Genomic DNA, 20,573 nt, shown 5'->3' with positions numbered 1-20,573 from the left:
CCAGCCGGGGGCGTCGTCTGCGTTGCCTCAGTCGTTCTGCGGAGCGGGCATCACTCGCCGCAGGATCTGGTCCAGGACGACGCCGATGACGATCGCACCAATGATTCCCACCGTCGCCGCGAGAATGTGGTTGTTACCCAGGAACGTTGCCGCACCGGCACCGATCGCAGTCGCATATCCAGCCCACAACACCCCAGCCAGTGCGTCGATGGGCAGGAAGACGCGATACGAAAAGCGAGTCGCCCCCGCCATGGTGTTGACGACGACACGTCCGCCGGGGATGTATCGGGCGACCAAGATGCACAGCGGCCCACGCACCCGAAGCTGGTGAGTGGCCCAGGTGACGGTCTTCTGCCGTTTCGGCCCACCAGTGAAAAACTTGGTGTGGCCGAGCTGACGCCCAATCCAGTATGCGATGTTGTCTCCACACATGGCACCGAGAGCTGCCACCGGGATGATGAGCCACCACCGGGGACGTCCCACTGCTGCCAGGGCGACGACGAGGGATTCACTGGGGACGGGCGGGAAGAACCCGTCGATGAGGCACAGTCCCCACAACGCCGCAACAACCCAGGGATGGGAGGCATTGGCCGCGATGACGCCGTTGACGCTCGCCATCCATGCGGTCAGATTCATACCTGCCAGTCTTCCATCCTGACTCAACCGGTCGTCGCCCGGCGGGAGATCGCCTGCCGGTACACCGTCTCCAATTGATCGACGACGGGACCAGCCGCGAATCGGGAGCGGGCCTGCCATGCGATCGCCGCGCGGTCCCACGATCGCCCGAGGACCTGCTGCAGGCCGTCTGCCAACGCATCAATGTCTCCCACCGGGACGACGATGCCATTGCTGTCGTCGATGAACTCCTGGGGACCGCCCGAGGCCGTCGTCAGGACTGGTAGCCCGGCTGCCAACGCTTCGGCGCAGGCCACCCCGAAGGTCTCGGAGTAAGAGGCCAGGGCGAAGGCGTCGGCACCCGCGAACTCTTCGGCGATGCGTTCGCGCGGCTGGGCACCCAGCACGACAACATTCGGGTTGTGGGCGGCAATGGCCTCCAACTGTCTGCGTTGTGGACCATCCCCGATGATGCGCAGCTGGACACCGGGCACCTTCTCGACGGCATGGGCCAGATCGACCATTCCCTTGCCTGGATTGAGGGTGGCGACGCTGACCACCACCGTGGCCTCATGGGCGCGGGCCGGACGGTCAAAGAGCTCGACGTCGACGATGTTGGGAATCACCGTCGAGGTGATCCCATGGGTTGCCAGCTGCGAGCTCAGACTCTGGGACACACTGACGACCGCGTCGGCCCTGTCCCCGGCCACGGACATGTCCTCGGTCAGGCGCCGGTCAGGGTTGGCCAGATGGGAGTCATGTTCGGTCCACACCAGCGGCTCGGGCAACTGGGCGCGGGCTGCAGCAGCGGCGAATCGTGCGAAATGGGCATGGACGACGTCGGGTGTTCCCCACTCCGAGGTCACCCTTCGGTGAAGTCGTCGCACAGCCCAGGCGTGGACACGATGATCGGTTCGCGCGGACACGGCCCCCACCGGGACGTCCATCCTCACGACGGTGATGCCGTCGTCGCGTTCCACGGCATGTTCGATGCGGGTCCCGAACCTGCGCCAATGGCGGGCCGAACGCGCGTCGAGGACGGCCAGAACCACATCATGGCCCTGATAGCGCAGCGCAACCGCCTGGTCGTACTCGAAGATTCCTCGCAGCGGAGCTTCCGGGCTCGGAATCCCCCGCGACAACACCATGACGCGCATATCACTCACTTGCGATTGACAACGACGGTACCCAGCACGAGATCGTCGAGACCCCGCCTTTCCGCACCGATGACAAGGGCGGGGATGACGAGGCACTTCATCGCTGTGCGGACGATCGCTCGCCACCATCCGATGGGGCTGAGGTCATCGAGTCGGACCACGGCCACCCGGGCGACGATCTGGCCGAAGGACCCACCTGCCATCCCGGTGAACAGGACCGACTCGACGAAGAAGACCGCCATCGGCATCCACATCCGCCAGCCTCCACCGCGAATCACTGCGGGCCCGAAGAGAACACTGGCCAGCACCATGGATGCTCCCCAGTCAACGATGAGGGCACCGCTGCGCTTGCCCCAACTCGCCAGCGACCCGCGCCCTTGCGCAGGAAGCCCGATCGAGGTGCCTGGCGCTGCCTCGGTTCCACTCACCCGGTGAATCCTACCGGTAGCACCTGTTACACGCTCGAAACACAACGGTGACGGCTGAGCAACGCGCAGGAACTACCGTGAAGACATCACCAGTCGTGTTGATGGAGGAAAGATGTTCGAAGGTCCCGACGACCTGCTCGCCTATGTCAAGGAGGAAGGCATCGAGATGATCGATGTCCGCTTCTGTGACCTCATCGGTGTCATGCAGCACTTCACCGTCCCCGCCCGAGAGTTCGACAAGGACCAGTACGAGAACGGTCTGGCCTTCGACGGATCCTCCATCCGGGGCTTCCAGAAGATCAACGAGTCGGACATGGCCCTGCTGCCCGACCCGACGACCGCCTGGGTCGACCCGTTCCGCGAGCACAAGACGCTCATCGTGAACTTCAACGTCCACGACCCGATCACCAAGGAGGCCTACAGCCGCGACCCCCGTAACATCGCGCGCAAGGCCGAGGCCTACCTCGCCTCCACCGGCATCGCCGACACTGCTTTCTTCGCTCCCGAGGCCGAGTTCTACGTCTTCGACGACATTCGCTTCGACACTCGTCAGAACACCTCGTACTACTCCATTGACTCCGAGGCTGGCGCCTGGAACACCGGACGCACCGAGGACGGCGGCAACCGTGGTTACAAGGTAAAGTACAAGGGCGGTTACTTCCCGGTGGCCCCCACCGACCACTTCGGTGATCTGCGTGACGAGATCGTCACCATCATGGAGAGCCTCGGCATGAAGGTCGAGCGCGCCCACCACGAGGTCGGCACCGCTGGCCAGGCCGAGATCAACTGGCGTTTCAACACCCTGTCCTACGCAGCAGATGACGTCATGAAGTTCAAGTACATCGTCAAGAACGTTGCCTGGCAGCATGGCAAGACGGCGACCTTCATGCCGAAACCGATCTTTGGTGACAACGGGTCGGGCATGCACGTCCACTCCTCGCTGTGGAAGAACGGCGATCCTCTCTTCTTCGACGAGTCCGGCTACGCGCAGTTGTCGGACATGGCTCGTTACTACATCGGCGGCATCCTCAAGCACGCCCCGTCGCTGCTGGCCTTCACCAACCCGTCGGCCAACTCCTACCACCGCCTCGTTCCGGGCTTCGAGGCCCCGGTCAATCTCGTGTACTCCCAACGCAACCGCTCCGCCTGCATGCGTATCCCGATCACTGGCCCGAACCCGAAGGCCAAGCGTGTCGAGTTCCGCTGCCCCGATCCCTCGGCCAACCCCTACATGGCCTTCGCCGCCCTGCTGCTCGCTGGCCTGGACGGCATCCAGAACAAGATTGAGCCGCCGGCCCCGGTTGACAAGGACATTTACGAGCTGCCCCCGGAGGAGCACGCCGCCATGGATCACGTTCCTGGCAGCCTCGGCGCCGTCCTCGACCACCTCGAGGACGATCACGAGTTCCTCCTTGCCGGTGACGTGTTCACCCCGGATCTCATCGAGACCTGGATTGAGCTCAAGCGTGGTGACCTGGCTGCTCTGCAGCAGCGTCCGCATCCCTACGAGTTCGACCTGTACTACGACATCTGAGTCGACGTGATCTTATGACGCGCCGAGGGGGACGGCTTCGGCCCTCCCCCTCGGCGCGTCATAGCCAGTTGGGTTGGACATGCCAACATGGCACGAATCGTGAGCCCGTTCTCCTCAGTCCAGCAACCGCACGGTCCCCTCAGCTGCCGGGACGGCGTCGGAACCATCCGGCCCGGTGGAAGATTCGTCGGTCAGGGCGTAGGAGCCTCCCAGATCCAGGCATCCTTCCAGAGCAGCCGTCGTCGTCCCCACCGTTGCAACGAGACGCCGTGCTCCCCGGTGCCTGCAATTACCATTGGTATGCCAAGACAATTCCCAGTTCGAGAGCTGTCCGGGAGCCAGACGTTTGGGTGCGACCTTGGGGTCGTAGGGCTTCCATGTCACCGGCACGACCACCCCCGCTTCAGAACTCTGGCGCAATGTCGGCATGACCGGCAGGGTTATCGTCGAATGGCTGCAATTACGGATCGTGAGCCACGTCACTCGTGATCCCAGAGCCGCTTCAACGCCGCCAAACCCCATCGCAACCTTCTCGCCCCGCCGACATGTCAGCGCACTCTGCGCCTCGCCATCGTGAGTCACCCGCTGCGCGGAGATGCTCGGCGCAGGGTGAGGACGCGGCGAATACGTCGGCGTCGACGTCATCGACGAGGTGGGTACGACAGCTTCGGGAGTCGCCGGGATCGGTCGTGAACACCCCGATGCCACGACCGTGGCTGCAACCGCCACCGCAACCGCACGCCACACCCTCATCCGATCCCTACCACGATCATCCTTGACACCTGCTGCGTCGTGTCATCACGCTGACAGAACGGTCATCATCCTGACCACACGACCGATCCGAGGACGGGCTTGGGAGATTCCGTCTGCTCGGGGCTCTCATCGTCTCCCGGACTCGGCGTCGCCGACGGCTTCACCATGGGTACGATGCAACCCTCTTGGCTGACGGTGTCACCGGCAATCTCAACGGACATGACCTGGCGGTGGGAACCACAGCTCCCTTGCCCAGGCCACGACAAGGTGACCTTGCGCCACATCCCCGTCAGCAATTGTCCTGGGACGATCCCCTGAGATTGCCACGTGGCCTTGACAGCAGAGCCATCAGAGGTGACCGTGATCTTCGGCACCGAAGGCAAAGTCAATGGTTTCTCGGCGCAGTTGCGAACGATCACCTCGACGGAGTTCCCCTCGTCTGTCACCTTCACCGGGGACATCTCAACGGAGGCAGTCGAACCCTTGCACACCGGCACAGCCATGGTGTTCGGGCTGGAGGCAGCCGTCGACGGCTTCGCGCGCACCGGCTGAGGAGGAACCGAATTGACAATCGGCGTCGCCCCGGGCTGATTCGCGATGTCGGCAACGGTCGGGGTTTTCTCAGCACACCCTGCTGCGGCCACGACGGCAGCCAGGCACACAAACATCGTCACTGGTCGGCGAACAGTCATACCCTCAAGCTACCGTGAACTCATGGCAGCTGAGACATCCCACACCGGCACCTCCACTGACGTCTGTGTGACCGTTGGCCGGGTCCGTGATCTCCTCGACCAGTGGTATCCGCCATCCCTGGCCGCGTCATGGGACGCCCCCGGTCTGGTGTGCGGAGATCCTGACGACACCGTCAAGACCGTCGTCTGTGCATTGGAGGCCACCGATGCCGTCGTCGACGCCGCCATCGAAGCCCATGCGGACATGCTCGTCGTCCACCACCCACTTCTCATGCGGGGAGCTACATCCGTGGCTGCCGACACCGCCAAGGGACGCATCATCCACCGCCTCATCCGCCACCGCATCGCCCTCATGAGCGCTCACACCAACGCCGACGCCGCCGTCGGCGGGGTCAATGACGTTCTTGCACGACTCCTTGGTGTCATCGTTGAGCGCCCCCTGGAACCCGTCACCCAGACCGTGGATCTGTGGGGAGTGCAGGTCCCCGTCTCCTCTGCCGAGACACTCCGCCACGCCCTCTTCGACGCCGGAGCCGGCCGATTCGACGGTTATGACCAGTGCAGTTTTGAGACGGTCGGACGCGGCCAGTTCCGTCCCCTCGATGGCTCCCACCCCACCCTGGGAGACATCAATGAGGTCGAAACCGTCGAGGAGGTGCGCATCCATGTCGTCGCCCCCACCTCGGCGCGCTCCTCTGTGCGCTCAGCTCTCATCGCTGCTCATCCCTATGACGTGCCCGCCTACGACGTGACGACCGTCGACTGCGGAACCCGTCCCGGCCCCACCACCCCAGGAATCGGTCGCGTCGGCCACCTCGATGAACCGATGACCCTGCGTTCCTTCACCCAGCGGGTGGTCGAGCGTCTCCCCCGCACCGTTTGGGGAGTGCGGGCCGCGGGAAACCCGGACCAACCGGTGGCCACTGTGGCGCTGTGCTCCGGGGCGGGGGATTCCCTCCTCGAGGCCGCAGCAGCCAGCGGCGCCGACGTCTACCTCACCAGCGACCTGCGCCATCACCCTGCCGACGAGCACCTGAGAGCCGGAGGGCCAGCCCTCATCGACACCGCTCATTGGGCCTCCGAGTCGCCCTGGTGCGCAGACGTGGCACGACGACTCCACGAAGAACTCGGCCTGCCGTGTCGGGATCTGGGCATTCGAACCGACCCGTGGACCATCGGAGCCGCAGTGGCACAATAGACGTACGTGACAAGCACTGACTCCCCGAACCACGCCGACGACCTGCGAGACGACCGCGAGTCCGTCGATGACACCGAGGCCGTCATCCGGCTGGGGTCAATGCTGCTGTCATCAGGTACCGGGTCCTACCGGGTGAAGAGAGCCATGTCGGACGCCGGCCGGGCCCTCGGCATGGACCGTATCGACGCGACGGTCGGTCTCACCGAGATCACCGCGACCGCCCATCGCGGGGACAACTTCCGCACCGTCGCCCGCGAGGTGTACCGGGTCCGCGTCGATTCCTCCCGGATCGCGGCCTTGGAAGATCTGGCCCATAACCTGCCAGCGGGCACCACAGGACGTGACCTGGAATCACGGCTGGACCACATCTCACGCAACGTCCGGCCGAAATGGGCCGAGTGGCAGACCGTCCTGGCTGGCGGAGTCGCCTGCGCCGGGTTCGCCATCCTCAACAAGTTCTCCCTGGCCGATTCTCTCGTCGTCCTGGTAGCAGCCTCGGTCGGACAGTTCGTGCGCGGCCGCCTCAACCGACGCTGGCTCAACCAATTCGCGATCGCTGCCCTCGCATCCGCTGCGGCCTGTCTGGTCTACCTGCTCCTCGCTGACCTGTTGACCGCAACCGGCCTGCACACCATCCACGGCCCCGGCTACGTCGCCTCCCTACTGTTCCTGGTGCCCGGCTTCCCGATGATCACCTCGATCCTCGACATGGTCAGAATGGACTTCACGGCCGGGCTGAGCCGGGCGACGTATTCCATCGGACTGACCCTGGCAGCGACGATGTCTGCCTGGGTGTTCTCAGCCGCCACCGGACTGCAACCCCTGCCAGCCCAGACAGAGTTCCCGACCTCGTGGGCCTGGCTGGCCTACGCCGTTGCGACAGCGTGCGGGGTTGCCGGATTCGCCGTCATCTTCAATTCGTCGCCGCGCATGGTCGTGTGGGCAGCGGCACTGGGAGTGTGCGGGAACCTGTGCCGTTTGGGACTCATCAGCGTCCATTCGCCAGTTCAGTTAGCAGCCGGTGTTGGTGGTCTCGTCATTGGATTACTCGCGGGTCCGCTGTCCGCCAGGACGAAATTGCCACGTATCACCCTGACCGTCCCGGCCTGCGTCATCATGGTCCCCGGGGCCGCGATGTACCGCACCGTCTTCTGGCTCAATGGCCAGGACATGACGAAGGCTCTCACCTTCGGCGCCGACGCCGTCCTCACCGTCATCCTCATCGCCTGCGGGCTCGCGGTGGCCCGTATGCGTACTGACCCGGCCTGGGCCCGCAACCTTCCGGTCCCCAGCCCGCACGCCTTCAAGTTCTCCGATGAGGACTGATCACTGGTTCCAGAACACGGCGTCAACGACCTTGGAGGCACGTCGGCAATGCCGCATACGGTCCTCGATGAGTTGTTCCGATGCTCCCCGACCCATCCCCAGGACCCGGGCGATGACGTCAAGATCAATCGAGTCGGAGGGGATGACGTCGCTGGGACGCCCCCGCACTACCATGATCGCATTGCGCAGCCGACTGGCCGCCAACCACGAAGTACGCAGCTCCATGTGCTGCTCCTGATCGATGTGCCCAGCCGCCAAGGCGGCATCGAGAGCCGCGATCGTCGAGGTCGTCCGAAGGGAAGGCTCCTTGCCGGCATACCGCAACTGAAGAATCTGCGCCGTCCACTCGATGTCAACCAGACCCCCCGGCCCGAGTTTGAGATGGCGCCTCGGATCGACCCCGCGCGGAATCCGCTCGGACTCCATGCGCGCCTTGAGCTTACGGATCTCGGCTATCTGGCTGTCGGTCAGACCGTCTGGCCGGTAACGCACGTTGTCAACACATTCCAGCAGAGCCTCTGTCAGCTCCCGGTCACCTGCCCCGTGGCTGGCCCGCAACAAGGCCTGGGCCTCCCACGTGCTCGACCACTTCCCGTAGTACGTGCGGTAGCTCTCCACGCTGCGGACCAGTGGCCCTGATCGGCCCTCCGGGCGCAGATCCGCGTCGAGCACCAAAGCTGGAGCTGGACCGTTCTTGCCCAGCGCGTTGCGCAACGTGGTGACAATGCGCAGTGCCTTCTCACCGGCGCTCGGGGCGTCCCCGACGACGAAGAGGCAGTCAGCGTCAGAACCGTATGACAACTCCTGGCCACCCCAGCGGCCCATGGCGACGACCCCGATCGGCGGGGCATCCTCGATTCCCCGCGAGACTGCGCCCAAGGCCGCATCAATCGTCGCTCCCGTCAGGTCACTGAGGGCCTGGCCAACACGCAAGGTGTCGGTGACATTGAGAATGTCGGCCACCAGAATCCGGAACAATTCACGACGCCGCACCGCTCGGATCGCCCAGATCGCCTCGTCGACATCGTGATGACGTCTGGCGACCGCATTCATCTGGCGGGTCAGGTCGTCCCTGTCCAGCGGGGTCAGATCATCATCGGCGAGAACCTGTGCAGTCTCGGGTGCTCGGGTGAGGACGTCGACGGCATACCTCGACGTCGACAGCACCATCGCCAGTCGCTGGGCCATCGCCCCCTCGTCGCGCATGGCGCGCAAGTACCACGGCGACTTCCCCAGCGCCTCGGAGACCTGGCGGAACGCCAGCAAACCATGGTCGGGACTGGGGCCGTCGGCCAGCCAGGCGAGCATGGCGGGCATGAGGGCGGTCTGAATGCGCACTGCCCGGCTGGTACCACTGGTGAGGGCCTCGATGTGACGCAGCCCGGCCTCCTCGTCGTGGAAACCCAGCGCGCCCAGCCGCACCTTGGCCGCCTCCGGACTCATCCGCAGATCCTCGGTGGGGATACGCGCAACAGCCTCCACCACCGGAGAGTAGAACACCTGGCCGTGGGCGCGTAGGACAGCTTTCGACGTGGCGGTCCACACCCCGCGAACCTCGTCGGCAGTGTGCAAACCGACGGCTCGGGCCAGCCGGCGCAAACCTGGCTCGTCGTCAGGAAGGAGGTGGGTGCGGCGCAGCCGGAACATCTGCACTCGATGTTCCAGTACCCGTTCCAGTCGGTAGGCCTCCTCGAGACGTTCTGCTACGCCTCGGGAGATGTAACCGCCGCCGGCCAGGGCGCGCATGGCTGGCAGGGTCGCGCGAACCCGCAGCGACTCGTCCTGCCGTCCGTGGACCAACTGCAACAACTGAGCCGTGAATTCGACGTCACGCAGCCCACCAGCACCGAGTTTGATCTCGCGCCCCTTGTCCTTGGCCCCGATGAGGGAGACGACCCGAGTTCGCATGGCACGGGTCTCAGGGACGAACCCCTCGGCCTCTCCGACCTGCCAGACCATCGGTGCGACCATTTCGACGAATCGGTGCCCCAGATCGAGGTCGCCAGCCATCGGACGAGCCTTGAGGAGAGCCTGGAACTCCCAGTTCTTCGCCCATTTCTCGTAGTAGGTGCGCATCGAGTCCATGGTTCGCACCAGCGGGCCGGCATTGCCCTCGGGACGCAGCGCGGCGTCAATCTGCCAGATGGATCCGGCTGCCGAATGCGCCGAACATATCCGTGCCACCGAGGCCGCCAGTTTCGTGGCGATGTCGATGGCCCGAGCTCCCGAGACGTCCTCGCGGGCCGGCTCAGCGACATGGATGACGTCGACGTCGGAGAGGTAATTGAGTTCCTGGGCCCCGCACTTTCCCATCGCGATGATGGCCAGTCGGGCGTCGGCATGGTCGGGGCAGTCAGCGCGCGCCAGGGCCAGTGCGGCGGTGACGATGCCGTCAGCCAGGTCTGTCAATTCCCCAGCGATGTCCTCAATGATCTGGGTCGGATCGTCTGCGTCGACGTCGCGGGCCGCGATCCGCACCAGATGGCGCCGATTGGCCAGCCTCAACCGATCTGCTGCCGGGCCGGTCGGTGACTCGGCCACCAGGAACTCACCGACCTGAGCAGCTCCGACGACCTCGAGCAGGTCGTCGCGGATCTCGTCATGCCCGAGACGCACCGGATCACGCGAAATCTCGGCCAAGTCGTCGGGATGGACGATGAGGTGACGGCCCAACTCGCTGGAGGCGCCGAGGAGTCTCACCAGGCGACGCGCGGAGTCGTCGTCATGAAGCAGGTCAGCGACACGCCGGGGGGATTGCTGCGAAAGATCTGCCAAGGCGTCAAGGGCAAGATCGGGGTCACAGGAGGTTTCGAGGTGGAGTTGCCATCCCGCCAGCCGATCGGGGTCAGTCCCGATCGTCTCTGCAATCCGCTGGTGATGAGCCAGGGCCGCATCGGTGTCCATCACCCCCAGACGCAGTAGGTCCACCGTGACCTTCGGCTTGCGATCCACCGCGACCACCCCCTCGATGGCACATTAGCCGACGAGGGCACCGACGTGTTGCTCAGTCGTCACGTCGGTGTCGAATGGGTGTACGGTCCCTGCAACTCGATTCTTCTAGCCTTGTTGGGGTGACGATCATGGCAGCACGCGCGGAACGTGGCGTGAAGCGGCTGGCGACGACATTCGTGACCACCGCCCGTTCGCTGCTGCCCCCTGCCCAGGGCGGCACTGTCGGTCCTGCCAGTGCGCGGCTGTGGGGGCGTCACCACATCGCCCACATCATGGTCATCCTCACCGACACCTTGCAGACCGTCACCACTCCGACGACGATCAGGCCAATCACCCTGGCCAAGGTGATCGACGAACGCCACAAGGCCACCGGCACCCTGGCCACCATCGGCCATGAAGTCATCGCCAACGACACCGCCAGCCGCCTTGCCAGCCAAGCCCAACGTCTCCTCAGCGAGGTCGAGTCAGTACTGTTGGCCTCCCCCGGCCCCTCGGCGACGGTGGAGTCCCTCGTCGGCCCGGTCCGCGTCACCGATCACTTGCGAGCCACCCTGCTTGACATGGTTGCCATGAGCCTCTACGACGGCGTCGACATCCCATCAGTGGCACTCACCGAAAGCTGCCGGACCCTCGCAGCGGTGCTTGACGAATCCCACGGCGGTCGCACCATCGAACTGCGTGTACCGCCCGCCTGCGCAGTCCAGCTGGCAGCCACGCAGTCGGGACCCAGCCATCACCGGGGAACCCCACCCAATGTTGCCGAGATGGACCCGGTCACCTTCTTGCAACTGGCCACCGGCTTCTCCCACTGGGCGGAAATGCGCGAGGCGGGCCGACTCCAGGCGTCCGGATCCCACGTCGACGATGTCGCAGACATCCTGCCAGTGGTGAACATGGCCGAAGCCCTCACCGAGATTCTTGCCGAGGACTGATCGGGCTGCCGCTCACAGGTGCGGCAGGTAGCGATCCAACTCGAACTGGCTGACCTGCCGGTTGTACTCCTCGAACTCCGCTCGCTTGTTGCGCAGGAAGAAGTCGTAGACGTGCTCACCGAGAGTCTCGGCCACCAGCTCGGACTCCTCCATGCACCGGATGGCGGCACCCAAACTCTGGGGAAGCCGTTTGATGCCCAGAGCATGACGCTCTCGGGCTGACAACTGCCAGACGTCGTCGGATGCCTCCTCGGGCAATGGCAGTTCTTTCTCGATGCCGTCCAGGCCAGCAGCCAGCACCACGGAGTAGGCCAGGTACGGGTTTGCGGCCGAATCGATGGAACGCAACTCCACCCGAGCAGATGAGGCCTTGTCCGGCTTGTACATCGGGATGCGGACGAGGGCCGAGCGATTGTTACGGCCCCAGCAGATGTAACTGGGAGCCTCCCCTCCACCCGAGAGCCGCCGGTACGAGTTCACCCACTGGTTCGTCACAGCGGTGATTTCCGGGGCGTGGTGGAGCAGGCCGGCCACGAAGTGCTTGGCCACCGCGGACATGCGGAACTCGTCAGCGGCGTCATAGAAGGCATTGGTGTCACCCTCGAACAGGGACATGTGGGAGTGCATCCCCGACCCGGCGCGATCGGTGAAGGGCTTGGGCATGAACGTGGCCTTGATGCCCTTGAGGGAGGCGATCTCCCGAATGACCACACGGAAAGTCATGATGTTGTCGGCCATCGTCAAGGCGTCGGCATAGCGCAGGTCGATCTCGTGTTGACCGGGAGCGGCCTCGTGATGACTGAACTCCACCGAGATACCCATCTGCTCCAAGACGTTGATGGCGTCCCGACGGAAATCGGTGCCCGCTCCCAAGGTGGTGTGGTCGAAGTAGCCACCATTGTCGAGGGCAACGGGTGCTGCACCAGGCTGGTGCTCGTCCTTGAGCAGGTAGAACTCGATCTCGGGGTGCACGTAGCAGGTGAACCCCATGTCGGCGGCCCGGGCCATCGTCTTCTTGAGGACGTGACGCGGATCGGCAGCCGAGGCCGTGCCGTCAGGATTGGTGATGTCGCACAGCATCCGGGCGATGCCGGTACCGGTACGCCACGGCAGCACCTGGAAGGTCGCCGGGTCCGGGCGGGCGACCATGTCGGCCTCATAGACGCGGGCGTAACCCTCGATGGCCGAACCGTCGAAACCAACACCTTCCGCGAAGGCACCTTCAACCTCAGCGGGGGCAATGGCGACGGACTTGAGTGATCCCAGGACGTCGGTGAACCACAGCCTCACGAAACGGATACTGCGTTCCTCCATGGAACGCAGGACGAAATCAGTCTGTCTGCTCACCCGTCCAGTGTGCACGGCGCGTGTTTCGAACGGGTAACAGATATTCTGGATCGTCTAGGTAGACTGCCGACATGGCTTCGGGTCCTCAGGCGGGGTGGTATCGAGATCCCGACGGCACCCCAGACCGTTATCGCTGGTTTGACGGCGAGCGCTGGACTGACCGCACCCTCACGTCCTCACAACCTTCTGGGCAGCAGGGCGGAACAGGCAAGCCTGACAACAATGGGCGCGGCGGTTCGGGATGGGTGTGGGCGATCATCGCCGTGATTCTCATCATCGCCGTGATCGCCGCTCTGGGTCTGCGTCGACACACCTCGTCCGAGCATCACGCGGAGCCCGATCTCAACTCCTCCTCACCAACCGTCTCAGCCTGGAACGAGAGGTCGAGTACCCCATCGGCCAGCTCGTCGGCCGTGAATTGCCCGCAAGGACAGAGCCCAGGCAACGAGGACACCAGCGACGGTCGGTTGCACGGTGGCGGGGTCTCGGTGGAGTCCATCCCCGACTGGCGTCGACAAAACCTCACTCTGCCGTGGGTGAAGGATCAGTCGGCACAGATTGACGACGTCTATCTCGGGTGGATGAGCGTGTCCGGAGTGGGCGGTTTGCCGGTTGCGGACGGGTTCTCCGATCCCCAGACGGCAGCGTCGATGATGATAGACTGTTTCGCCAGCTCTGACTACTACTTCGGCTACACCGGCGAGCAGGAGATTCGATCAGAGGCCCTCACCGTTGACGGACATCCCGCATGGTGGAAGCGCAGCGAGATCTACGTGAGCCTGTCGCATCTGCCAGAGGTGCGTGGCGATGTGGTCGACGTCGTCGTGGTCGACACCGGACAGACGGATTTCCTCGGGATGTACTTCAACTCAGCCACCATCGGTGACTCGACTCGTCAGGCCCTCGTCGATCATGCTCGGGAATCGCTGAGGGTGGGCTGACGGGTCTCTCGTTGCCGTCATCTGCCGTGATAACCTCACGAAGGTGACTCAGCCGATCTTCTTACCCGCGGAGCCACGTTGACCCTGAAGATTGCCATCAACTCCGTCATCAAGGGCGTCGGGTCGTGGCTGGCCCTCATCATCACCTCTGTGGTGCTCATGGTTGTGTTGACGATGAGCATCGGCCTCATCGTCGCCGGGGCCAGCGTTCAGGGAGAGGCCCAGGAGGCCTACACCTCGATGGGTGGGGTTGCCCTGGGATTCACGGTGCTGACGGGGCTTGTCTCCTTCCGACTCGTCGTGAGTACCTGCGTGGGGCTGCAACGTCAGGATGTTGCGCTGTGGCAGATCGCCGGAGTTCTGCCGCGCGCGGCACTGACCATCATGATTACCGAGATTTTCCTGGTCACCATTGTTTCAGCTCTCCTCGGCGGGCTGGTGTCCATGGCCCTGTGGCCCGGATACGCCCACTTCGTCGCCGACAGTGGACTACCTCCCAGTGATGTCCTGGCCGATCCGCTGCCCCTGGTGGCCCTGATCATCGCGATGGCGACAACGTCTGCTGTCAGTCTGCTCGCTGGGATCAGATCAGCCAAGAAGGTCATCAAGGAGGACCTCGTGAGTGCTTCCCAGTCACAGACTCCTCCCAGCACGAGTGTTGGCGCCAAGATCGTGACGGCAGTCACGGCCATCGTGTTGGTGGCTGGAACGGTGACTCTGTACCTGGTGATCGGCAATGCGGATCGGATATCCGACCCCAAGCAGTTGGGTGACATCCTCAGTTCCTACCCGGGGATGGGCCTGCTGGGCTGTCTGGTGTTCGCGGTGATTTCCGGCCCGCTCGTGCGCGCCCTGACGGCAGTCTTGCGCGCCATCCCCCTGGGAACGTCTGGGTTTCTCTCGACCCGGGAGGCCAGCGCCAGGCCAGCCCTCACCCGTGCCCTCGTCGTTCCCATCACTTTGGCAGCAGCGGCCGTGGGGATCATGTCCAGTTGGATTCACGAATTGACATGGGTCACGACCACGCTGGCGCCCGGGTCGGGGTCCGTGTCAGCTCAGCCCCGACAACTCTTCCTACTCCTCGGTGGACCAGTCATCGTGGCGTGCGTGTGCGCAGCCGCCATCGTCTTCGCCACAGCCACCCACCGTCGACGCGACAATGCCCTGCTGACGGTGTCGGGAGCCACCACCCGCGACGTCATCGTCAAGGTCGTTCTTGAAGCAGCGGAATATGCCGTCATCTGCTTGCTGTGTTCCTACACCATCGTCATGGTCAACGACGTCGCCATGGCCACAGCCTTGTCGGCTGGGCCAGTGGGTTCGGTACCCGTCCTGACTCCGGGATGGTCCAGTGCCGCAGTTGTCGCATTCGGGGTCATTCTCACCGTCACCATGCTCCTGATCATCACCGCAGCCGGGATGCGCAAGGAGCCAGTCGGCGTCATCCTGGGAGCACACTCATGACATCTCTCATCAGCGCAACCGGCGTACGCAAGGGGTTTGGCCGAGGTTCCCAGCGTGTGGAGGTCCTCAAGGGAGTTGACCTGGACGTCGGGCCCGGGGAGTTCGTCGCCATCGTCGGGTCGTCGGGGGCAGGTAAGTCGACCTTGCTGTATTGCCTGAGTGGCCTCACACCTGCCGACGACGGTCAGATTGTCCTGGCTGGCAACGACATGAGATCGGCAAGCAGGACTCGGCTGGCACAGATCCGACGCGACCATCTCGGCTTCATCTTCCAGGACCTCAATCTCATCAGTTCGCTCACCGTGGCCGACAACGTTGCCCTGTCCGCTCGTCTCGCGCGGATGAAGCCCCGCAAGAGCGAGATTCTGAGCGCCCTGGACACTGTCGGGCTCGGCTCGTGTGCCCGCAAGTACCCCGGTCAACTCTCCGGAGGGCAGCGGCAGCGGGTGGCCATCGCTCGCTCCCTCATCCGCAAACCCCACGTGATGTTCGCCGACGAACCCACCGGGTCCCTCGACGTCAGTGCCAGGGACACCGTCCTCGAGTTGCTGCGCCGCACGGTCACCGAATCAACAGCGCTGGTCATGGTGACCCACGATCTTGACATCGCCGCAACCGCCGACCGCGTGATCGTCCTCGCCCACGGCTGCAATGATCAGATCCTGACGCGCCCGTCGGCAGCGGAGGTTTTTGACGCTCTCCATCGGGGTTGACACCTGGTGAAACCCATTGCCGCCCTCGACAGTCGGTGAGGAGACGCCCACAGGACCTACACTGCGTCGACCAGGACCTACACTGGGTCGACGTGAGTGCCATCAAGCCGTATCCCCAGAGCCCTCGTCGCACCGTCCCCGGCAGCATTGCCCGTCCGCCCTATGTGGGGCTGGGAGACGTCCCGGAGACCTACGACGGCTCCCACGTGCAGACCGCCGAGACGATCGCTGCCATGGAGGAGGCCGGACGCATCGCGTGCGGTGCGATGCACGAGGCTGGTAAGGCGGTGGCGCCCGGAGTCACCACCGACGAGTTGGACCGCATTGCCCATGAGTACATGTGCGACCACGGCGCCTACCCGTCGACCCTCGACTACCGCAATTACCCCAAGTCCTGCTGCACCAGCGTCAACGAGGTCATTTGCCACGGTATCCCCGATGCTCGCCCGCTGGAGGACGGCGACATCGTCAAGATCGACGTCACGGCCTACAAGAACGGCGTGCACGGCGACAACTGCTACACCTTCCCCTGTGGCAACGTCGACCAGGAATCCCTCGACCTCATCACGCACACCCAGGAATCCATGAACCGGGCCATCAAGGCCGTCAAGCCTGGTCGGTCGATCTCCATCATCGGTCGCATCATCGAGAACTATGCCAAGCGGTTCGGGTATGGCGTGGTGCGCGACTACACCGGTCACGGCGTCCACAGCGCCTTCCACTCTGGTCTTGTCGTTTTCCACTACGACGAGCCGCGTTACGACGTCACCCTCGAGGAGGGTATGACGCTGACCATCGAGCCGATGCTGACACTGGGTGACCAGTCCAATCACCAGTGGGACGACGGTTGGACAGTCCTGACCAATGACGGCTCCCGGTGTGCCCAGTTCGAGCAAACCCTCGTCGTCGAGAAGGATGGCGCGCGCATCCTCACCACTCTGGACTGACGAGCCTCACCGTTGGGCGGCGACCCTGGCTCGGCGAGTTCGCTGTATCGCCGGGTCAGGGATGGGAACCGCACTCACCAGAGCACGGGTGTATTCCTCCCTCGGATGCGAAAGCACGTTCGTCGTTGGCCCTTCCTCGACGATGCGGCCTTTGCTGAGCACCACTGTGCGGGCCGCGATCTGCTCGATGACCGCCAGATCGTGCGAGACGAACAGGCACGCGAACCCCAGATCAGCTTGCAGATCCATCAAGAGCTTGAGCACCTTGGCCTGCACCGACACATCAAGGGCGCTGGTGGGTTCATCGGCGATCACCAGCCGAGGGTCCAGGGCCAGGGCGCGAGCAATGGCCACCCGTTGACGCTGACCACCGCTCATTTGATGTGGGTAACGATCGGCCATCGATGCTGGTAACTCCACCTGTTCGAGGAGTTGACGCACCCGGGCGCGCCTTCGCGACGAGTCGAGGGTGGAGTGCAGCATCAAAGGTTCAGCGATGGACGCGCCGACGGTGCGCCTGGGATTGAGAGCTGAGGCCGGATTCTGATACACGATTCCTGTGCTGCGCCGGACGGGGAGCATTGCGCGTCGAGAGGCGCCGGCCACCTCGACCCCGGCCACTCGTACCGTCCCGGAGGCCACCGGCACCAACCCTGCCAGAGCGCCAGCGATCGTGGATTTGCCCGACCCGGACTCCCCCACGAGTCCCAGGACTTCCCCCGGCTCGATGGCCAGACTCACGCCGCGCACCGCATGGACGGGTTTGCGTCGCCGCGCACGGTAGATGACGTTGAGGTCAGTAACCTCGACAAGTGGCGGGGCAGGTTCGGGACTCATCTCGTCAGAGGCAGACCGGCCGACGACCTCTTCGGTTCCCGGCTCATCGCCGGTTTCGGGCTCAACGGCGCCCACCCCGTCGGGATTGGTCTGTGGCTCAAGGGTTGTTCGTATGGCATCGAGGCGAGGAACAGCGTCGAGGAGCTGGCGGGTGTAAGAGTGTTGCGGGTCGTTGAAGATCGCATCGACGGTGCCCCGCTCGATGATGTGGCCTTTTCTCATGACGGCAACCTCGTCGGCAACGTCGGCCACGACGGCCATGTCATGTGTGATGAGCAGCACCGCCATGCCTTCGTCAGTCAACTGCCGCAACAGGTTGAGGATCTCGGCTTGCACGGTGACATCAAGGGCCGTGGTGGGCTCATCAGCAATGATCACCTTCGGGTTGCAGGCCAGGGCCACGGCCATGCACGCTCTTTGCAACTGGCCTCCGGACAATTGATGCGGGTAGGAGGCAGCGATCCGCTCCGCGTCCGGCAAACCGACGCGACCCAGGAGCTCATGTACTCGGTCACGAATCCAGGAACGCGACCGAGCCTGGTCGGAGTGGGTCTTGATGACTTCACGGATCTGGGCGCCGATGGTCACAAGCGGGTCAAGTGCGCTGGAAGGCTCTTGAAAGATGGTGCCGACCAACCGACCTCGTACACTGTCGAGCACCGACCTGTCTGCCCCAACCAGTTCCACGGCTCCCTCGCTGACGCTTCTGCCAGGCTCGTCGCGGCTCAGTAGCACCGATCCCGTCATCGTGGCGGCCTGGGGCAGCAGGCCGAGGCTGCCCAGGGCTGTGACAGACTTCCCCGATCCCGACTCCCCCACCAGCGCCAGCACTCGTCCAGGCACGAGGTCCAGATCGACGGCCTCGCTGGCCGCCACCGGCGAGCCAGAAAATCTCACCGTGACATCTCGCAGACTCAAGACAGCATCCGCCTGCCGGTTTTGCTCTGGCATCACCGGGGTGGGAGCATCGTGCCGCCGGGATTGGCCGCTCATTTCTGGACTCCCACGACGAGGTAGTTCGGGTACGCCGGGAAGGGGTTGACGAAGAAACCGCTGACACCTGATCCGTGCAGGAAAGCATTGCGCCGGTACACCAACGGAACGACGGGAACGTCCTGGGCGATGCGTCGATCAATCTTCGCCCATTTTTCCTTGGCCTCATTCATCGGCAGGGCGGCCACTTCGGTGAGCATCCGGTCCACCTCAGCGTTGTGGTAGCGAGAAAGGTTGAACCCGCCTGATCCGATCTCGCTGGAGGCAAACAGCGGCTGCAAATTGGCATTGGCCGACGGATAGTCGGGATTCCACGAAGCAATGGTCAAGTCGTACTCGGAACCATCCGACTGGGTCGTTTTCTCAATCCAGGTTTCACTTTCCACAGGATTGATCTTGACCGAGATGTTGACCTTCTGGAGTGCCTGTTGGACGGCTTGGGCGAGGGCCAGCATCTCCTCATCGTTGCTGACCAGCAGGACGAGCTGGCCCACCGTCTTGCCTTGAAGGATTTTCTGAGCCTTTGCGGTGGATTCAGGGTACAGGTTGTAGTCCTGACGTCCCGGGATTCCAGGAGTGATGTACGTCGTCGCTGGTGATGCACCTATTTCTCCGCCCAGGGCGATTGTGGCGGCCTTGCGATCCACTGCGTAGGCGATGGCTTGGCGCACCGTGACGTCCTTGACGCGCTCAACGTTGATCGCCAAGTACTGCAGCGGTCCAGCGCTACCAACGGCCAGCCGAGACTTGGCCTGAGGGTTGGAGGTCACCTGAAGCACGTGGGCAGGGGGCACCATCTCTGCCCCAAATGCGTTGCGGTCATTTCCAGAATCAGAGATGAGACGTTGAGCAACCACCGAGCTGTCCTGACCCAGGGAAAACACGATCGTGTCAGGCAGAGCAGTACGCACCTCGTCAGAGGACGCTGTCCATTTCGGGTTGCGCTTGAGGGTGGCAGCCACACCCTGCTTGTACTCAGCCACACGATAGGGCCCAGACGCGACCGGTTTACGGCCGTAGGTCGTGGGGTTGTCGCCGAGGGGGACGGGAGCGAATGCGGGCATGGAAACGATCCACGGCCAGTCACCAAATGGCGCTTTCAAATGGAAAACGATCGTCTTGTCGTCTGGCGTCTCGATGGACGTCAAGTGTTTGCCTTGATATGGGCCGGTGTATCCGGACGTTCCGGCAAGCAGCGTCTTGTGGTAGCCGAGACCACCGGCCAGGGAAGCCGTGAAGGTGCGTTCAACTCCATGACGAATCTGGGTGGACGTGATCGGCGACCCGTCCTCGGCCACCAGATCGTCCTTGAGGGTGAAGGTCCAGGTCTTACCACCATCGGAAGCTTTTCCGGTGTCGGTTGCGAGGTCGGGGACAACCTTGACCTCCTTACCGCTGACGATCTGCCAGCTGGTGAGGCGGCGGTGTACAAGGGCCAACGAGGTGACGGCCATGCCCTGACTGCGGCCAGGATCCCAGTTCATATCAGTACTTGACGTGAGGACGGTCATCATCCCGCCCTTGGTGGGCGTGGCTGATCCAGCTATCTGCGCCGAACGTTCATTGGCACCGCATGCGCTCAGTGCCGCAACTGCGGTGGTGGCCCCCACCCCGAGCATGAAGCCGCGGCGAGACAACGACGAAATGGAGTATGTGCTGAGGTCCATGATTTTCATCTTTCTTGCGAATCGTTTTCAGCGACATGACTGTGATGTGAATATGTACCGTCTGGTTGCGCTGCGGC

17 protein-coding genes and 1 pseudogene are annotated in these 20,573 nt (G+C 63.7%); 9 read left to right on the top strand and 9 right to left on the bottom strand.

The window, feature by feature from the left end:
* Window positions 1–27: 27 nt before the first annotated feature.
* The 3 genes from O6R08_RS03125 to O6R08_RS03115 are packed head-to-tail and all read right to left on the bottom strand — an operon-like array spanning window position 28 to window position 2,200.
* On the bottom strand, window positions 28–636 hold the full coding sequence (locus O6R08_RS03125; RefSeq protein WP_271418696.1) for a DedA family protein: 609 nt from the start codon (window positions 634–636) through the stop codon (window positions 28–30).
* Window positions 637–659: 23 nt separating this feature from the next.
* Entirely contained in the window at window positions 660–1,772 is a 1,113-nt protein-coding gene (locus O6R08_RS03120; protein WP_271419199.1) for a glycosyltransferase, read from the bottom strand.
* Window positions 1,773–1,777: 5 nt separating this feature from the next.
* Window positions 1,778–2,200, bottom strand: coding sequence for an RDD family protein (locus O6R08_RS03115; protein ID WP_271418695.1), 423 nt, complete (start codon window positions 2,198–2,200; stop codon window positions 1,778–1,780).
* Window positions 2,201–2,312: 112 nt separating this feature from the next.
* On the opposite strand from O6R08_RS03115, the gene glnA (O6R08_RS03110) reads away from it, so the two are divergent.
* Entirely contained in the window at window positions 2,313–3,734 is a 1,422-nt protein-coding gene (gene glnA / locus O6R08_RS03110; RefSeq protein WP_271418694.1) for a type I glutamate--ammonia ligase, read from the top strand.
* 114 nt (window positions 3,735–3,848) lie between these two features.
* Here the strand turns inward: glnA (O6R08_RS03110) and O6R08_RS03105 are convergent, their stop codons facing one another.
* Window positions 3,849–4,256, bottom strand: a complete 408-nt coding sequence (locus O6R08_RS03105; RefSeq protein ID WP_271419198.1) for a hypothetical protein — start codon at window positions 4,254–4,256, stop codon at window positions 3,849–3,851.
* Window positions 4,257–4,552: 296 nt separating this feature from the next.
* The gene (locus tag O6R08_RS03100) at window positions 4,553–5,179 is read right to left on the bottom strand and encodes a hypothetical protein (RefSeq protein WP_271418693.1); all 627 of its coding nucleotides are present in this window, start codon (window positions 5,177–5,179) and stop codon (window positions 4,553–4,555) included.
* Between the two features lie 22 nt (window positions 5,180–5,201).
* Here O6R08_RS03100 and O6R08_RS03095 point away from each other — a divergent pair, with 22 nt between their 5' ends.
* Entirely contained in the window at window positions 5,202–6,377 is a 1,176-nt protein-coding gene (locus O6R08_RS03095) for a Nif3-like dinuclear metal center hexameric protein (protein ID WP_271418692.1), read from the top strand.
* Window positions 6,378–6,476: 99 nt separating this feature from the next.
* A complete protein-coding gene (locus tag O6R08_RS03090; RefSeq protein WP_408640146.1) occupies window positions 6,477–7,703 on the top strand; it encodes a threonine/serine exporter family protein in 1,227 nt (408 codons plus the stop codon).
* Here O6R08_RS03090 and O6R08_RS03085 read toward each other — a convergent pair whose 3' ends face one another.
* Window positions 7,704–10,655 carry a bifunctional [glutamine synthetase] adenylyltransferase/[glutamine synthetase]-adenylyl-L-tyrosine phosphorylase gene (locus O6R08_RS03085; protein WP_271418690.1) on the bottom strand — a complete coding sequence of 984 codons (2,952 nt, stop codon included), beginning with the start codon at window positions 10,653–10,655 and terminating at the stop codon, window positions 7,704–7,706.
* A gap of 128 nt (window positions 10,656–10,783) precedes the next feature.
* Between O6R08_RS03085 and O6R08_RS03080 the strand changes: the two genes are divergently transcribed.
* Complete coding sequence (locus O6R08_RS03080; protein WP_271418689.1) at window positions 10,784–11,587, top strand: sterol carrier family protein; 804 nt, start codon at window positions 10,784–10,786, stop codon at window positions 11,585–11,587.
* A gap of 12 nt (window positions 11,588–11,599) precedes the next feature.
* On the opposite strand, the gene glnA (O6R08_RS03075) is transcribed toward O6R08_RS03080, so the two are convergent.
* Window positions 11,600–12,901, bottom strand: a complete 1,302-nt coding sequence (glnA, locus tag O6R08_RS03075; protein ID WP_271419197.1) for a type I glutamate--ammonia ligase — start codon at window positions 12,899–12,901, stop codon at window positions 11,600–11,602.
* 104 nt (window positions 12,902–13,005) lie between these two features.
* Between glnA (O6R08_RS03075) and O6R08_RS03070 the strand changes: the two are divergent.
* From O6R08_RS03070 to map, 5 genes and pseudogenes are all read left to right on the top strand, one after another.
* Window positions 13,006–13,074: pseudogene (locus tag O6R08_RS03070) on the top strand (hypothetical protein); the annotation flags it as partial.
* 441 nt (window positions 13,075–13,515) lie between these two features.
* Window positions 13,516–13,875, top strand: a complete 360-nt coding sequence (locus tag O6R08_RS03065) for a hypothetical protein (protein WP_271419196.1) — start codon at window positions 13,516–13,518, stop codon at window positions 13,873–13,875.
* 78 nt (window positions 13,876–13,953) lie between these two features.
* Complete coding sequence (locus O6R08_RS03060) at window positions 13,954–15,339, top strand: FtsX-like permease family protein (RefSeq protein WP_271418688.1); 1,386 nt, start codon at window positions 13,954–13,956, stop codon at window positions 15,337–15,339.
* Complete coding sequence (locus O6R08_RS03055) at window positions 15,336–16,052, top strand: ABC transporter ATP-binding protein (protein WP_271418687.1); 717 nt, start codon at window positions 15,336–15,338, stop codon at window positions 16,050–16,052. The genes O6R08_RS03060 and O6R08_RS03055 overlap by 4 nt, the downstream gene beginning before the upstream one ends.
* Before the next feature lie 92 nt (window positions 16,053–16,144).
* A complete protein-coding gene (gene map / locus O6R08_RS03050) occupies window positions 16,145–16,999 on the top strand; it encodes a type I methionyl aminopeptidase (protein ID WP_408640127.1) in 855 nt (284 codons plus the stop codon).
* Window positions 17,000–17,005: 6 nt separating this feature from the next.
* Here map and O6R08_RS03045 read toward each other — a convergent pair whose 3' ends face one another.
* Window positions 17,006–18,754, bottom strand: coding sequence for a dipeptide ABC transporter ATP-binding protein (locus tag O6R08_RS03045; RefSeq protein ID WP_271418686.1), 1,749 nt, complete (start codon window positions 18,752–18,754; stop codon window positions 17,006–17,008).
* 71 nt (window positions 18,755–18,825) lie between these two features.
* Window positions 18,826–20,496 carry an ABC transporter substrate-binding protein gene (locus O6R08_RS03040; RefSeq protein ID WP_271418685.1) on the bottom strand — a complete coding sequence of 557 codons (1,671 nt, stop codon included), beginning with the start codon at window positions 20,494–20,496 and terminating at the stop codon, window positions 18,826–18,828.
* Window positions 20,497–20,573: the final 77 nt, after the last annotated feature.

It is taken from the genome of Cutibacterium equinum, from assembly GCF_028021195.1.
Taxonomy (GTDB): Bacteria; Actinomycetota; Actinomycetes; order Propionibacteriales; family Propionibacteriaceae; genus Cutibacterium; species Cutibacterium equinum.
This window is presented reverse-complemented; position numbering and strand designations above follow the sequence as displayed.